Source organism: Pseudomonas bijieensis (genome assembly GCF_013347965.1).
Taxonomy (GTDB): Bacteria; Pseudomonadota; Gammaproteobacteria; order Pseudomonadales; family Pseudomonadaceae; genus Aquipseudomonas; species Aquipseudomonas bijieensis.
The window spans coordinates 5,141,367-5,155,247 of the sequence record NZ_CP048810.1; the positions used below are offsets into that span (position 1 = coordinate 5,141,367).

General features: G+C 60.2%; 14 protein-coding genes. 10 read left to right on the plus strand and 4 right to left on the minus strand.

Annotated elements, in window-relative coordinates; genetic code table 11:
* Positions 1-52: 52 nt before the first annotated feature.
* Complete coding sequence (locus GN234_RS22605) at positions 53-541, minus strand: DUF3015 domain-containing protein (protein ID WP_030140293.1); 489 nt, start codon at positions 539-541, stop codon at positions 53-55.
* A 286-nt stretch (positions 542-827) separates the two neighbouring features.
* Here GN234_RS22605 and GN234_RS22610 point away from each other — a divergent pair, with 286 nt between their 5' ends.
* From GN234_RS22610 to GN234_RS22625, 4 genes are all read left to right on the plus strand, one after another.
* The gene (locus GN234_RS22610; RefSeq protein ID WP_109756391.1) at positions 828-3,266 is read left to right on the plus strand and encodes a Lon protease family protein; all 2,439 of its coding nucleotides are present in this window, start codon (positions 828-830) and stop codon (positions 3,264-3,266) included.
* Between the two features lie 351 nt (positions 3,267-3,617).
* Positions 3,618-3,959: a PA4575 family protein gene (locus tag GN234_RS22615; protein ID WP_013694243.1), complete on the plus strand. Its 342-nt coding sequence runs from the start codon at positions 3,618-3,620 to the stop codon at positions 3,957-3,959.
* Between the two features lie 132 nt (positions 3,960-4,091).
* On the plus strand, positions 4,092-4,580 hold the full coding sequence (locus GN234_RS22620) for a TIGR00645 family protein (RefSeq protein ID WP_003205748.1): 489 nt from the start codon (positions 4,092-4,094) through the stop codon (positions 4,578-4,580).
* 202 nt (positions 4,581-4,782) lie between these two features.
* On the plus strand, positions 4,783-5,400 hold the full coding sequence (locus GN234_RS22625) for an FKBP-type peptidyl-prolyl cis-trans isomerase (protein WP_042731943.1): 618 nt from the start codon (positions 4,783-4,785) through the stop codon (positions 5,398-5,400).
* Between the two features lie 132 nt (positions 5,401-5,532).
* On the opposite strand, the gene GN234_RS22630 is transcribed toward GN234_RS22625, so the two are convergent.
* From GN234_RS22630 to GN234_RS22640, 3 genes are all read right to left on the minus strand, one after another.
* Positions 5,533-5,790 (minus strand): PA4570 family protein, encoded by a 258-nt coding sequence (locus GN234_RS22630; RefSeq protein ID WP_176689107.1) that lies wholly within the window; start codon positions 5,788-5,790, stop codon positions 5,533-5,535.
* Positions 5,791-5,995: 205 nt separating this feature from the next.
* The gene (locus GN234_RS22635) at positions 5,996-6,337 is read right to left on the minus strand and encodes a zinc ribbon domain-containing protein YjdM (RefSeq protein ID WP_053123983.1); all 342 of its coding nucleotides are present in this window, start codon (positions 6,335-6,337) and stop codon (positions 5,996-5,998) included.
* A 146-nt stretch (positions 6,338-6,483) separates the two neighbouring features.
* Entirely contained in the window at positions 6,484-7,452 is a 969-nt protein-coding gene (locus GN234_RS22640; RefSeq protein WP_176689108.1) for a polyprenyl synthetase family protein, read from the minus strand.
* A gap of 239 nt (positions 7,453-7,691) precedes the next feature.
* Between GN234_RS22640 and rplU the strand changes: the two genes are divergently transcribed.
* From rplU to GN234_RS22670, 6 genes are all read left to right on the plus strand, one after another.
* Positions 7,692-8,006, plus strand: a complete 315-nt coding sequence (rplU, locus tag GN234_RS22645) for a 50S ribosomal protein L21 (protein ID WP_003176051.1) — start codon at positions 7,692-7,694, stop codon at positions 8,004-8,006.
* Between the two features lie 35 nt (positions 8,007-8,041).
* Entirely contained in the window at positions 8,042-8,299 is a 258-nt protein-coding gene (gene rpmA, locus GN234_RS22650) for a 50S ribosomal protein L27 (protein WP_003205738.1), read from the plus strand.
* A 190-nt stretch (positions 8,300-8,489) separates the two neighbouring features.
* Positions 8,490-9,713 (plus strand): Obg family GTPase CgtA, encoded by a 1,224-nt coding sequence (cgtA, locus tag GN234_RS22655; RefSeq protein ID WP_176689109.1) that lies wholly within the window; start codon positions 8,490-8,492, stop codon positions 9,711-9,713.
* 325 nt (positions 9,714-10,038) lie between these two features.
* Positions 10,039-11,157, plus strand: a complete 1,119-nt coding sequence (proB, locus tag GN234_RS22660; RefSeq protein WP_176689619.1) for a glutamate 5-kinase — start codon at positions 10,039-10,041, stop codon at positions 11,155-11,157.
* A 9-nt stretch (positions 11,158-11,166) separates the two neighbouring features.
* Positions 11,167-11,622 carry a CreA family protein gene (locus GN234_RS22665; protein WP_003205733.1) on the plus strand — a complete coding sequence of 152 codons (456 nt, stop codon included), beginning with the start codon at positions 11,167-11,169 and terminating at the stop codon, positions 11,620-11,622.
* Positions 11,623-11,702: 80 nt separating this feature from the next.
* Positions 11,703-13,739 carry a toxin-antitoxin system YwqK family antitoxin gene (locus GN234_RS22670; protein WP_176689110.1) on the plus strand — a complete coding sequence of 679 codons (2,037 nt, stop codon included), beginning with the start codon at positions 11,703-11,705 and terminating at the stop codon, positions 13,737-13,739.
* The last annotated feature ends 142 nt before the right edge of the window (positions 13,740-13,881 follow it).

The window sequence follows — 13,881 nt, forward strand, 5'->3', positions numbered from 1 at the left end:
AGGGGCCCCAAAAAGAAAACCCGCTCCCCGAGAGGAGCGAGTGCTGTCGAGCTTAAGCTTGAGTGGCGTACTTGGCCAGGCGAGGATCGTTTTTCAACACGGCCAGGGTATTGGTATGCACATCTTCGGCGGTCACGTCAGCCTTGCTGAAGATCTGCTGAAAGTGCTCGTGGGTGACGGCGGAGAAGTGCGCGCGGTCTTCCGGGGCTACGCCCAGTACCACGGCGTAGGTGGTCAGCGCTTCGCCCTGACCCTTGGCCATGTCCTCGGACAGCTCGTTCATCATGCCATTCATGGCCAGCCAGGACTTGCCACCGTAGGTCAGTGCCGCGTTGGTCGAGCAACCGTTGGTGCCGGATGTCATGCCGAAGGTAGCGTTACCGGAAGTGCCGTTGGTGGTGGATGCCAGGAAGTGAGCCGGGGTGCCACGCTGACCTTCGAACAGCATGTTGCCCCAGCCGCAATCCGGGCCGCCCGGCGCCTGAGCCATGGCGTTGATGGATACAGCGGTGAAGAGAGTACCGAGAAGAATCCGTTTCATAGCTATGTTCTCTTTATGTGCATACCGATGGACAGGGTCTGGCACCTCGTTCCTGTTGGGCTAGGCGCCAGTGGGCCGGTTATTGTTCCAGCCGCGCAATTTGGAGTTTAGGCACGATCCCAGGGTTCCGTGACATTTTGCAAAAACATTACGGGGGGATCGCTTCTCTCCGGGCCCGCCCGAGGTTTTCCCGTTGACTATGCTTTGGGCAGAGACGCTCCTTGCCAGTCAGGTACAGGCGGCGCCAGAATGCCGCTATCTGCCCCGCCTGATGTAAGGAAGCCCGATGCCTGATCCTGTTGCTGCCAGCTTGCGTCTAGCGCCCGAAGCGCTGACCCGTCCGTTTTCCGCTGAACAGTTCAGCTTCTCTACCACCAATGATCTGGAGCCCTTCCGCGGTGTGCTTGGCCAGGAACGTGCGGTCGAAGCCTTGCAGTTCGGCGTGGCCATGCCGCGCCCCGGTTACAACGTATTCGTCATGGGCGAGCCCGGCACTGGCCGGTTCTCGTTCGTCAAACGCTACCTCAAGGCCGAAGGCAAGCGCCTGCAGACCCCGGCGGACTGGGTCTACGTCAACAACTTCGATGAGCCCCGCGAACCCCGTGCCCTGGAACTGCCATCGGGCACGGCCGGGGCTTTCATCGCCGACATCAACGGCCTGATCGACAATCTGCTGGCGACTTTCCCGGCTGTGTTCGAACACCCGTCCTACCAGCAGAAAAAAAGCGCCATCGACCGCGCTTTCAACCAGCGCTACGACCGTGCCCTGGATGTGATCGAGCGCCTGGCGCTGGAGAAGGATGTCGCGCTGTATCGTGACAGCAGCAACATCGCTTTCACGCCGATGAGTGAAGGCAAGGCCCTGGACGAGGCGGAATTCGCCCAGTTGCCGGAAGCCGAGCGCGAGCGTTTCCATGAGGACATCTCGGGCCTGGAAGAGCGCTTGAACGAAGAGCTCGCCAGCCTGCCGCAGTGGAAGCGCGAATCCAGTAATCAACTGCGCCAGCTCAACGAAGAAACCATCACTCTGGCCCTGCAACCGTTGCTGGCACCGTTGTCGGAGAAGTACGCCGAGAACGCTGCGGTCTGCGGTTATTTGCAGGCCATGCAGGTCTATCTGCTCAAGACCGTGGTCGAGCAATTGGTGGACGACAGCAAGACCGACGCCATCGCCCGCAAGCTGCTGGAGGAGCAATACGCCCCGAGCCTGGTGGTGGGGCATCCGTCCAGCGGTGGCGCGCCGGTGGTGTTCGAGCCGCACCCGACCTACGACAACCTGTTCGGCCGGATTGAATACAGCACCGACCAGGGCGCGCTCTACACCACCTATCGGCAGCTGCGTCCGGGTGCCTTGCACCGGGCCAATGGCGGTTTCCTGATTCTCGAAGCGGAAAAAATGCTCGGCGAGCCGTTCGTATGGGATGCGCTCAAGCGCGCCCTGCAATCGCGCAAGCTGAAGATGGAATCGCCGCTGGGCGAGCTGGGACGGCTGGCGACGGTCACCCTTACACCGCAACACATCCCGTTGCAGGTCAAGGTCGTGATCATCGGCGCCCGTCAGCTGTATTACGCCTTGCAGGACCTGGATCCGGACTTCCAGGAAATGTTTCGCGTGCTGGTGGATTTCGACGAAGACATCCCGATGGGCGACGAGAGCCTGGAGCAGTTCGCCCAATTGCTCAAGACCCGCACTTCGGAAGAGGGCATGGCACCGCTGACCGCCGACGCGGTGGCGCGCCTGGCGACCTACAGCGCGCGGCTGGCCGAACACCAGGGGCGCTTGTCGGCGCGTATCGGCGATCTGTTCCAACTGGTCAGCGAGGCGGATTTCATTCGCCAACTGGCCGGTGACGAGATGACCGACGCCGGCCACATCGAGCGGGCCCTCAAGGCCAAGGCTACCCGTACCGGGCGCGTCTCGGCACGGATCCTCGACGATATGCTGGCCGGGATCATCCTGATCGACACCGACGGCGCGGCGGTGGGCAAGTGCAACGGGCTGACGGTGCTTGAGGTCGGCGACTCGGCGTTTGGTGTGCCGGCGCGAATTTCCGCCACGGTGTACCCGGGCGGCAGCGGCATCGTCGATATCGAACGGGAGGTCAACCTCGGCCAGCCGATCCACTCCAAGGGCGTGATGATCCTCACCGGCTACCTGGGTAGCCGTTATGCCCAGGAGTTCCCGTTGGCGATCTCGGCCAGCATCGCCCTTGAGCAATCCTACGGTTACGTGGACGGCGACAGTGCGTCCCTGGGCGAGGCTTGCACGCTGATCTCGGCTCTGTCGAAAACGCCGTTGAAGCAGTGCTTCGCCATCACCGGCTCGATCAACCAGTTCGGTGAAGTGCAGGCGGTGGGCGGGGTCAACGAGAAGATCGAAGGCTTCTTCCGCCTCTGCGAAGCCCGTGGGCTGACCGGTGAGCAGGGGGCGATCATTCCCCAGGCCAACGTCGCCACCCTGATGCTCGACGAGAAAGTCCTGGCTGCCGTGCGCGCCGGTCAATTCCATGTTTATGCAGTGCGTCAGGCCGATGAAGCCCTGAGCCTGCTGGTGGGTGAGCCTGCCGGCGAGCCGGATGAAAACGGCGAGTTCCCGGAGGGCAGCGTCAACGCCCGGGTGGTGGAACGGCTGCGGGTGATCGCGGAGATGATCAGCGAAGACGACATCAAGGAAGCGGAAAAGGAACTGGCGCAGCAAGCCTTGGCGGAGGCCAAGCCGGCTTGATGTTTTCCTGACCGCCGCAAGCCCCTGTGGGAGAACAGCCTGTGGGAGCAAAGCTTGCTCGCGATAACGTTTGTCCAGTCAACAGAAATGTTGCATATGACAACCCCATCGCGAGCAAGCTTTGCTCCCTCAGGCTTGCTCTCACAATCAATGTTTTGTTGATTATTACTGAAAGGTGCCACCACTTTGGCGTCAATATTCACACTGTGACCGCTCGGCGCATTCTGGTCTCGAAACCCCTTGTAGTCGGAACTTTTCTTCTATCCTCTGCTCAAGGATAACGAGAGTCATCATCGGATCGAAACAGCCTCTTCCCGAGACTGAATACCGGATCTACCGAGGGGCGCCGCCATGTCGCGCAACCTTTGCCTCACTCGTCAATGCCTGGGCCTTGTCACCCGTATCGAATGCGCCATCCGTCCCCTGGCGGGAGATACCGGGATGTGGACCTTGCTCTTCGCCGCCGGAATGGCCGGTGAACAACCTTCCGCCATCAAGGCCCAGGGGCCATTCCCCGGCCCGACTGCCGCCGAATCCATCCTCGATACCATTGTGCAGAGCCTGACATTGCACGGCTATGAGCTGGCCGACGACCCGCAGATCTGGTCCCTGCACATGCAAGCCCAACTGCGTGAAATCAATGGAGGCCGTTGTCGCAACGTGGGTGGCTTCGAGTTTCGCCCGCTGCACTGAAGGCCAACACCGCGCGGACACTGGCAGTAAAGTTTTGACACAAGGGCAGGGACCACGGAGGGCCCCGGCATTTGTGGGGCCAGTCGTGGCTGATATACTCGCCGCGATTTTTCAGCCCTGGTGTGAGACTCAATGGAACGCTTTATCGAAAACGCAATGTATGCCTCCCGTTGGCTGCTGGCGCCAATCTATTTCGGGCTGTCCCTGGGCTTGCTGGCCCTGGCGCTGAAATTCTTCCAGGAAGTCTTTCACGTCATCCCCAACGTGTTCTCCATGGCCGAGTCCGACCTGATCCTGGTGCTGCTGTCGCTGATCGACATGGCGCTGGTGGGCGGCCTGCTGGTGATGGTGATGATTTCCGGCTACGAGAACTTCGTCTCGCAACTGGACATCGGTGACGACAAGGAAAAACTCAACTGGCTCGGCACCATGGACTCTTCATCGCTGAAGATGAAGGTTGCTGCCTCGATCGTGGCCATTTCCTCCATCCACCTGTTGCGCATTTTCATGGATGCCAAGAACGTCGATCCCGAACACTTGATGTGGTACGTGATCATCCATATGACCTTCGTGGTCTCGGCATTTGCCATGGGTTACCTGGATAAACTGACCAAGCACTGAGGTCGTTTCATCGCCCTGGCGCGACGCCCGCCTGCCGAGAAGCAGGCGGGCGTTGTCGTTTCTGGCGGCGGCCCTTGATGCGGGGCTCGTCACCCGCCCCGGCATCTGTGCTAGTCTGCTCGCCCTTTTGGTTCCGGGCGCTCCCGGAGGCGCTGTGGTACACACGGCAACTCTGGAGCCGTCCGCACAGCGGAGCAGCATCATGTCCGAAGTTAACCTGTCCACCGACGAAACCCGCGTCAGCTACGGCATTGGCCGCCAGTTGGGCGACCAACTGCGCGACAACCCGCCACCGGGCGTGAGCCTGGACGCGATCCTGGCCGGCCTGACCGACGCGTTCGCCGGCAAGCCAAGCCGCGTGGGCCAGGAAGAGATGTCCGCCAGCTTCAAGGTCATTCGTGAAATCATGCAGGCCGAAGCCGCTGCCAAGGCTGAAGCCGCTGCTGGCGAAGGCCGTGCATTCCTGGCCGAAAACGCCAAGCGTGAAGGCATCACCACCCTGGCTTCCGGCCTGCAATTCGAAGTGCTGACTCAGGGTGAAGGCGCCAAGCCGACCCGTGAAGACCAGGTGCGTACCCATTACCACGGCACCCTGATCGACGGCACCGTATTCGACAGCTCCTACGATCGTGGCCAGCCAGCCGAATTCCCGGTAGGCGGCGTGATCCCAGGCTGGACCGAAGCACTGCAACTGATGAACGCCGGCAGCAAATGGCGCCTGTACGTGCCGAGCGAACTGGCTTACGGCGCTCAAGGCGTTGGCAGCATTCCGCCGCACAGCGTACTGGTGTTTGACGTCGAGCTGTTGGACGTTCTGTAAGACCCTGCCTGGTTTAGCGTCGGGCAAATAGGTGGGAGCGGGCTTGCTCGCGAATGCGGACTGTCAGTCGACATTATCGTTAACTGACACACCGCTTTCGCGAGCAAGCCCGCTCCCACATGACGTCTGCGTTCATCCGTGGAACCTGGCATTGAAATCGCCAGTCGGGCGCAACGCCCGGGCGTAGCAGAACAGGAACAGATTGCGCACCAGCTCCTTGAGCACCAACGGTTCGCTGGAATTGAGGCTGTTGAGGTCCAGATCCCCTTGGTCCTGCAGCTCGCTCAAGGCTTCTTCTTCAAGCACCGCACAAACTTCCCCGGTTTCCCGATGCAGGATCCTGAGGTAGGGATGTGGGCGGTCCAGCCAGGCATCGATCAAATAAGTCATGGTTCTCATCTCCTTGATGGATTCGATGAGAATAATTCTTATTCGCTAAATAGCAAGCCTCTATTGGTGTTCCGATTGTTTTTCTGATGATGGGTTGTGGCCGCTCAAGACGGCTGGCACCTGGCCGGCGCCCGAGAAATGGGCCTAGAGCGGGGAGGGTGGGGCACCATCCCGCACACGGGGTGCGGGATGGAATACAGCAAGATCAGACTTTTCTGACGAACTCGGATTTGAGTTTCATCGGGCCGATGCCGTCGATCTTGCAGTCGATGTCGTGGTCGCCATCGCACAGGCGGATGTTCTTGACCTTGGTGCCGACCTTGACCACCAGCGAAGTGCCCTTGACCTTGAGGTCCTTGATCACGGTGATGGTGTCGCCGTCCTGCAGGACGTTGCCGACCGAATCTTTCTTCACGGTGTCGTCGGAGGCCGCTTCAGCTTCGCCGCTGGCGGACCATTCGTGGGCACACTCCGGGCAGACCAGTTGGGTACCGTCTTCGTAGGTGTATTCGGAATTGCATTTCGGGCAGGGAGGCAACGTGCTCACTAAGGTTCCTTGGGTATCAGGAGGACAAAAGGGCGCACATTATATAGGGATTTGTGGCTAAAGAGGGACGGTGCTGCGTTCGGAGATCCTGTGGCGAGGGAATTTGTGGGAGCAAGGCTTGCTCCCACAAAAAAATCCCTTGTGTATCAGTGGGTACGGGCTACCGCGAACTCGCTCAGTTCCACCAGAGCATCGCGGTATTCGCTGGCCGGCAGGGCATCGAGGCATTTGATCGCGCGGGCGACGTAGTCCCGGGCCAGTTTCGCGGTGTAGTCCAGCGAGCCAGACGCTTCGACCGCGGTACGGATGCTCTCCAGGTCTTCGATCCCGCCTTTCTGGATCGCCTGGCGTACCAGTGCCGCCTGTTCCGGCGTGCCCTCGCGCATGGTGTAGATCAGCGGCAGGGTCGGCTTGCCTTCGGCCAGGTCGTCACCGACGTTCTTGCCCAGGGTTTCGGCGTCGCCTTTGTAGTCCAGCAGGTCGTCCACCAATTGGAAAGCCACGCCCAGGTGATCGCCGAAGGTGCGCAGCGCCTCGCTCTGCTCGGCGCTGGCGCCGGCCAGGGCCGCGGCGCTGTGGGTCGAGGCTTCGAAGAGCATGGCGGTCTTGCCGCGGATGACTTCCATGTAGGTTTCTTCCGTGGTGCTGGCGTCACGCACCTTGGACAGTTGCAGCACCTCGCCTTCGGCGATGATGCGCGTGGCCTGGGACAGGATCTTCATCACCGGCATCGAGCCCAGTTCGACCATCATTTCGAACGAGCGCGAATACAGGAAGTCGCCCACCAGCACGCTCGGGGCATTGCCCCACATGGCGTTGGCGGTCGAACGGCCACGGCGCATGCCGGACATGTCGACCACATCGTCGTGCAGCAGGGTCGCGGTGTGCAGGAATTCGATGGTGGCGGCCAACAGGCGCATGTCATCGCCTTCGCGACCCAGGGCCTTGCCACACAGCAGCACCAACAAAGGACGCAGGCGCTTGCCACCGGCTGAGGTGATGTAGTCGCCGATTTTCGATACCAGAGGCACTCGGGAAGTCAGCTGCTTCTTGATGATGCCGTCGACGGCGCTAAAATCGTCCGCCACCGCGCGGTAGAAAGCTTGGGGTTGCATCAGCGACAGGTGCTCCAGAAGGGTTGCGCGGCATGCTAGGACCCACGTCCGCAGGTGTCAAGGCGCGATGGACGGCTACTTGCAAGGCTGTCTTGGCTTGCGTACAATCGCGCACCCTGAACTTCCTGGGCAGCACCTGCCTTACGCAATTGCATCCGGGCCTTCCAGCCCATGCAGCCATGCCAGCCAATACCTCTTCTTATAAAGCGCTGGGTGAGCAGGATTATCGGAGAAATACCATGTCGTACGCAGTAATTGTTACTGGTGGCAAGCAATACAAGGTCGCCCCAGGTGAATACCTGAAGATCGAAAAACTGGAAATCGCTACCGGCGAATCCGTGACTTTTGATCGCGTTCTGTTGGTCGCCAATGGCGATGACGTGAATATCGGCGCTCCAGTCGTTGCTGGCGCTACCGTTGTGGCTGAAGTGATCTCCCAAGGTCGTCACGATAAAGTCCGCATCATCAAGTTCCGTCGCCGTAAGCACCACATGAAGCGTATGGGCCACCGCCAGTGGTACACCGAGATCAAAATCACCGGTATTCAGGCTTAATTTCAGCCTAATTCCTCACTAGGAGAATTGAACTCATGGCACACAAAAAAGCTGGTGGTAGTACCCGTAACGGTCGCGACTCAGAAGCCAAACGCCTTGGCGTGAAGATGTATGGCGGCCAGGCTATCAAAGCAGGCAACATCATCGTGCGTCAGCGCGGCACCCAATTCCACGCTGGCTACGGCGTTGGCATGGGCAAGGATCACACCCTCTTCGCTAAAGTCGAAGGCGTGATCAAGTTCGAAGTAAAAGGCGCCTTCGGTCGTCGTTACGTAAGCGTTATCGCAGCTTAATTGCGAGACCGCTGGAAAAGCCCTGTCTTGCGACGGGGCTTTTTCGTTTGTGGGGTGAGTCTCTTGCAAAACTGTTTGTATGGGCTGTCGGCGCTGCGGTTGGGGCGTGTCATCAGGTCGCTGCGCTCATTTTTGCAAGAGTCTTATGTCTTGTTTTTTTGGCTCGTCCGTATGGCGAGAGGCGTGTGTCATGAAGTTTGTTGATGAAGTATCGATTCGAGTGAAGGCCGGCGACGGCGGCAATGGTTGCATGAGTTTCCGTCGGGAAAAATTCATTGAAAACGGTGGCCCGAACGGCGGTGATGGTGGCGACGGCGGCTCGATCTATATGCTCGCCGACGAAAACCTCAATACCCTGGTGGACTACCGTTACACCCGGCACTTCGATGCCGAGCGTGGCTCCAACGGTGGCAGCACCGACTGCACCGGCAAGAAGGGTGAAGACCTGATCCTGCGCGTGCCGGTCGGCACTACGGTGATCGATTCCGCCACCCAGGAAGTGATTGGCGACCTGACCAAGGCTGGCCAGCGTCTGTTGGTCGCCCATGGCGGCTGGCACGGCCTGGGCAACACCCGTTTCAAATCCAGTACCAACCGTGCACCACGCCAGACCACGCCAGGCAAGCCGGGCGAGCAGCGTGACCTCAAGCTGGAAATGAAAGTGCTGGCCGACGTGGGCCTGCTGGGCCTGCCGAACGCCGGTAAAAGTACCTTCATTCGCTCGGTGTCGGCGGCCAAGCCGAAAGTTGCTGATTATCCGTTCACCACCCTGGTGCCGAACCTGGGCGTGGTCAGTGTCGATCGTTGGAAGAGCTTCGTGATCGCCGATATTCCGGGGTTGATCGAAGGCGCTTCCGAGGGCGCGGGCCTGGGCATTCGCTTCCTCAAGCACTTGTCCCGTACCCGTCTGCTGCTGCACCTCGTGGACATGGCGCCATTGGATGAAACCAGTGCCGCCGATGCCGCCGAAGTCATCGTCAACGAACTGGCCAAGTTCAGCCCTGCCCTGGCCGAGCGTGACCGTTGGCTGGTGCTGAACAAGTGCGACCAGATCCTCGAAGAAGAACACGAGGAGCGGGTCAAGGAAATCGTCGACCGTTTGGAATGGGAAGGTCCGGTCTATGTGATCTCGGCCATCGCCAAGGAAAACACCGAGCGCCTGTGTCACGACATCATGCGTTACCTGGAAGATCGCGCCGACCGCCTGGCCAACGATCCGGCCTACAAGGAAGAGCTGGCCGAGCTCGATCAGCGCATCGAAGACGAGGCTCGTGCCCAGTTGCAGGCGCTGGACGACCAGCGTGCCCTGCGTCGCAGTGGCGTGAAGTCGGTCCATGACATCGGTGATGACGATTGGGACGAAGAGGATGTGGATGACGAAGACGGTCCGGAAATCATCTACGTTCGTGACTGACCGTGTGCTGATGTCACTCAACTGAAGCCAAGACCTGTGTGGGCGAATCTGTGGGAGCAAAGCTTGCTCGCGATAGCGGTTTGCAGCCAGCAAAGGTGTTGGATGTGACAAGGCCATCGCGAGCAAGCTTTGCTCCCACAGGCTCACTCCCTCAAGGATTCTTGGGGACAGGTTTAACTGGTCCTGCGCGGTGTTATCATCGCCGGCAAGCCGGTTCCCAAGGCGCCGCTCATTCGAGCGGCGTTTTGGTATCTGTAAAACGCAAATACGAATAATCCCATGGGCGGCGCTGGGTCGCGCCGTTCGCTGGCAAAGGTTGAAGATGATGCGGAGCAAGGTGACGGGTGCGCGGCGCTGGGTCGTGAAGATTGGCAGCGCACTGCTGACGGCGGATGGCAAGGGCCTGGATCGCCAGGCAATGGCGGTGTGGGTCGAGCAGATGGTGGCCTTGCATGAGGCTGGCGTCGAGCTGGTATTGGTCTCTTCGGGGGCTGTGGCAGCCGGTATGAGCCGTTTGGGCTGGACGTCGCGACCCAGCGCGATGCACGAATTGCAGGCCGCTGCCGCCATCGGCCAGATGGGATTGGTGCAGGCTTGGGAATCGAGCTTTGCCGAGCACGGTCGCCATACGGCGCAGATCCTGCTGACCCACGACGACCTGTCCGACCGCAAGCGCTACCTCAATGCCCGCAGTACCTTGCGCGCGCTGGTGGAGCTCAAGGTCATCCCGGTGATCAACGAGAACGACACGGTCGTCACCGACGAAATCCGTTTCGGCGATAACGACACACTGGCCGCGCTGGTGGCGAACCTGGTGGAAGCGGACCTGCTGGTGATTCTCACGGATCGCGACGGCATGTTCGACGCCGACCCGCGCAACAATCCGGATGCCAAGTTGATCTACGAAGCCCGTGCCGATGATCCGGCACTGGATGCGGTGGCGGGCGGTACCGGTGGTGCGCTGGGCCGTGGCGGTATGCAGACCAAGTTGCGTGCGGCGCGTCTGGCCGCGCGTTCTGGGGCGCACACCATCATTGTCGGCGGTCGGTTGGAGCGGGTGTTGGATCGCCTGAAGGCGGGCGAGCGCATCGGCACCTTGCTTTCCCCTGAGCGCGGCATGCTGGCGGCACGTAAGCAATGGTTGGCCGGGCACCTGCAAACTCGTGGCACCTTGGTATTGGACGAAGGCGCGGTCGCGGCTTTGTCCCAAGGCAACAAAAGCCTGCTGCCGGTGGGGGTGAAGCTGGTCCAGGGCAGTTTCCGTCGTGGCGAAATGGTGGTGTGCGTAGCGCCGGACGGTCGTGAGATCGCTCGTGGCCTGGCCAACTACAGCGCCCTGGAGGCGCAGAAAATCATCGGCCAGTCGTCTGATGCGATTGTCGGTCTGTTGGGCTACATGGCTGAGCCGGAATTGGTTCACCGTGACAACCTGATCCTCGTCTAAGGAAAAATCATGGGTTTGGCAAAAGGATTGATTGGCTTGCTGCTGGCAGTGCCGCTGCTGGCTTCGGCCGAGGAGATCGGCCAGGTATCGACGGTGTTCAAGTTTGTCGGGCCGAACGACCGGATCGTGGTCGAGGCGTTCGATGATCCCAAGGTGGATGGCGTGACCTGTTATCTGTCGCGGGCCAAGACCGGTGGCGTGAAGGGTGGCCTGGGCCTGGCCGAGGATCGTGCCGAGGCCTCTATTGCCTGTCGTCAGGTTGGCCCTATCAGCTTCAAGGGTGAACTCAAGGATGGCGAAGAAGTGTTCCGCGAGCGTACCTCGCTGGTGTTCAAGACCATGCAAGTGGTGCGCTTCCTCGACAAGAAGCGTAATACGCTGGTGTACCTGGTCTACAGCGACCGCGTGATCGAAGGCAGCCCGCAGAACGCGGTGACGGCTATTCCGATCTTGCCGTGGCGTTGAGTATCGAATGACGGGCGAGCCGATCGGCTCGCTTTTTAATTTCCATGGATTTGTTGTGCTTTTGGCGCGAAGGGATTCGTATGCGTTCGTTTTTGCTGCTGTTTGTATTGGGTTGTTCCGTTTGCGCCGGGGCGCTGGCCGAGCCGTTTTATGGTGCAAAGCCGCTGGCGCATCCGGTGATAAAAACTTCCCAGGAGAGTGGGGCGACGCTGGCGTTTATCCGCGAGACGGAGGGTGTCGTCGGCTATTCATGCCTGTGCGATTCGCCGGACGGTGTCCCGCAAGTGCTCGACACTTATGGCGATGCGAGCATCGAGTCGGTGTTCTACGCCAGTCTCGACAGTGATCTACAGACGTTGATCGTGTTGTCCCGCATCAAGGGGCAATCTGCACTTCACGGCTATCGCTTCGTGCCGGCCGCTGGTGGGTATCGCCGGCTGGAGACGCTGCAACCGGTATTGGATCGTATTGCCGCTGAGCGCAAGGTCCTCACTGCTGCGCTGGTCCAGAAAGAGCTGGGCAAGTTGCCGCCCTACGACTACAGCGCTGTGTTACCCAAGACCGGTATCGCCGAGTTCGACGCGTTGGAGCCCGCGAGTGGCACGCTGGTGGGTTACTTCGGCGTTGATGGTGTCCCGGCGTCTGCGGGGCAGTCGGCAGAGGATCCTCATCGCGATACCTACAAAAAGACCTTCCAGCAGCGCGAAGGTCGATGGCTCACGCTGACTTATGGGCGTGTGCCTCCCCGGGATGAGGATGTGGGCTCTGCCTACCGTGTCAGCAGAATGGCTTGGGAGTCCAATCCAAAGGTCTATCAGGGCTCCGAGGATGGGGCCTGGGCGGCCTTGGGCGATGGGCGGCTCTGGGCGCTGGGTTCGTATGTCCAGGGTAAGAGGTCGGGCCAGTGGACTGAATTCGACGAGTCGGGCTACGCGTCCACCGGCGCCTATGTGGAGGGATTGCGCCAGGGGCCGTGGGTCGTCAGTGACGGGGGCGCGGTTTCCAAGGGCATGATCGTCGACGATTTTTATGAGGGGCGCTGGACGATAGAAGCGCGGGACGATGGGGAGCAGATGTCGGGCTTCGATACCTACAAGCATGGTGATTTTGACGGGCCATCCGAGCGCGTAAGCCGGGACGTGGTTGTTCAGCGCGGCGATTTCGTGGCGGGGCAACAACACGGGGACTGGATAATGCCCTGGGGTGAGGGGCGTTATGTGCGAGGTGTGCGAGAGGGTCGCTGGACATTGAAAATGGACGGCGGCGGTATCCAGACTGTGGATTTTGTCGCCGACAAGAAGCAAGGCGAATTGCGCGAAGTGGATGCCGCGGGTGTATTGCGGCTCGTCGAGCATTACCGCGCGGGTGTGCTGGATGGCTTGAAAGAAACCTACGCGGCCAATGGCAAACTCACCTATTCGGCCAACTACACCAATGGTCAGATCGAAGGGCGGGCGCTGACCTACACCGATGACGGTGCGGTGCTGCTTTCAGATATCTCGTGGCGCCATGGTTCGCGAGAGGGCGATTTTCGTCTCTACCACCCCAATGGCCGGCCCGATACGGTGGCAACCTACGAGGCGGATGAGCCCATTGGTAACGTGCAGTCATTCGATGCGAATGGGGTGTTGATCGCGGACCGGAACTATTGCCACGTGCCTGATGGTAAATACACTCGTATCAAGCTTTGCGGCAAGCAACGCGGGGCTTTCAACAATGGTCATTTCGACTCGGAGAGTGATTACCTGTTCGGCAATGAGCAAAGTGCCCGCCATAGCCAGGATGGGCGCAAGGTTCGGGAGGTGTTGCTGGGGCCTGATGATCGCGTGACTCACAACGAGTACTACCCCAGCGGTCAGCTGAAATTCTCCGAGGCCAAGCAGGGCTTTCGCCTGATAACGGTCGAGGGGAAGGAGTACAAGGATTACTCATACGCCAAGCGTGAAGGCGAGACGGTCTACTACTACCCGACGGGTGTGGTTGAGCGCCGCATGAACTTCAAGGATGACAAGATAGTCGGGTGTTACACCGGCTACGATGAGGCAGGCGTGCAGAATTTCCCGCCGCCGGGAGGTTGCCCTCCGCCCAAGCCGGTGGTTTTCAATTTTGGGGAATAGAGTTACCGCGGAGGATGTGGGGGTGAGCTCAGGGCTCATGCCCACTGAAGATCCAGTGTGGGAGCGAGCCTGCTCGCGATGAGGGCAGTGCAGTCGCCATCTTCATCGTCTGGCCCGCCGCCATCGCGAGCAAGCTCGCTCC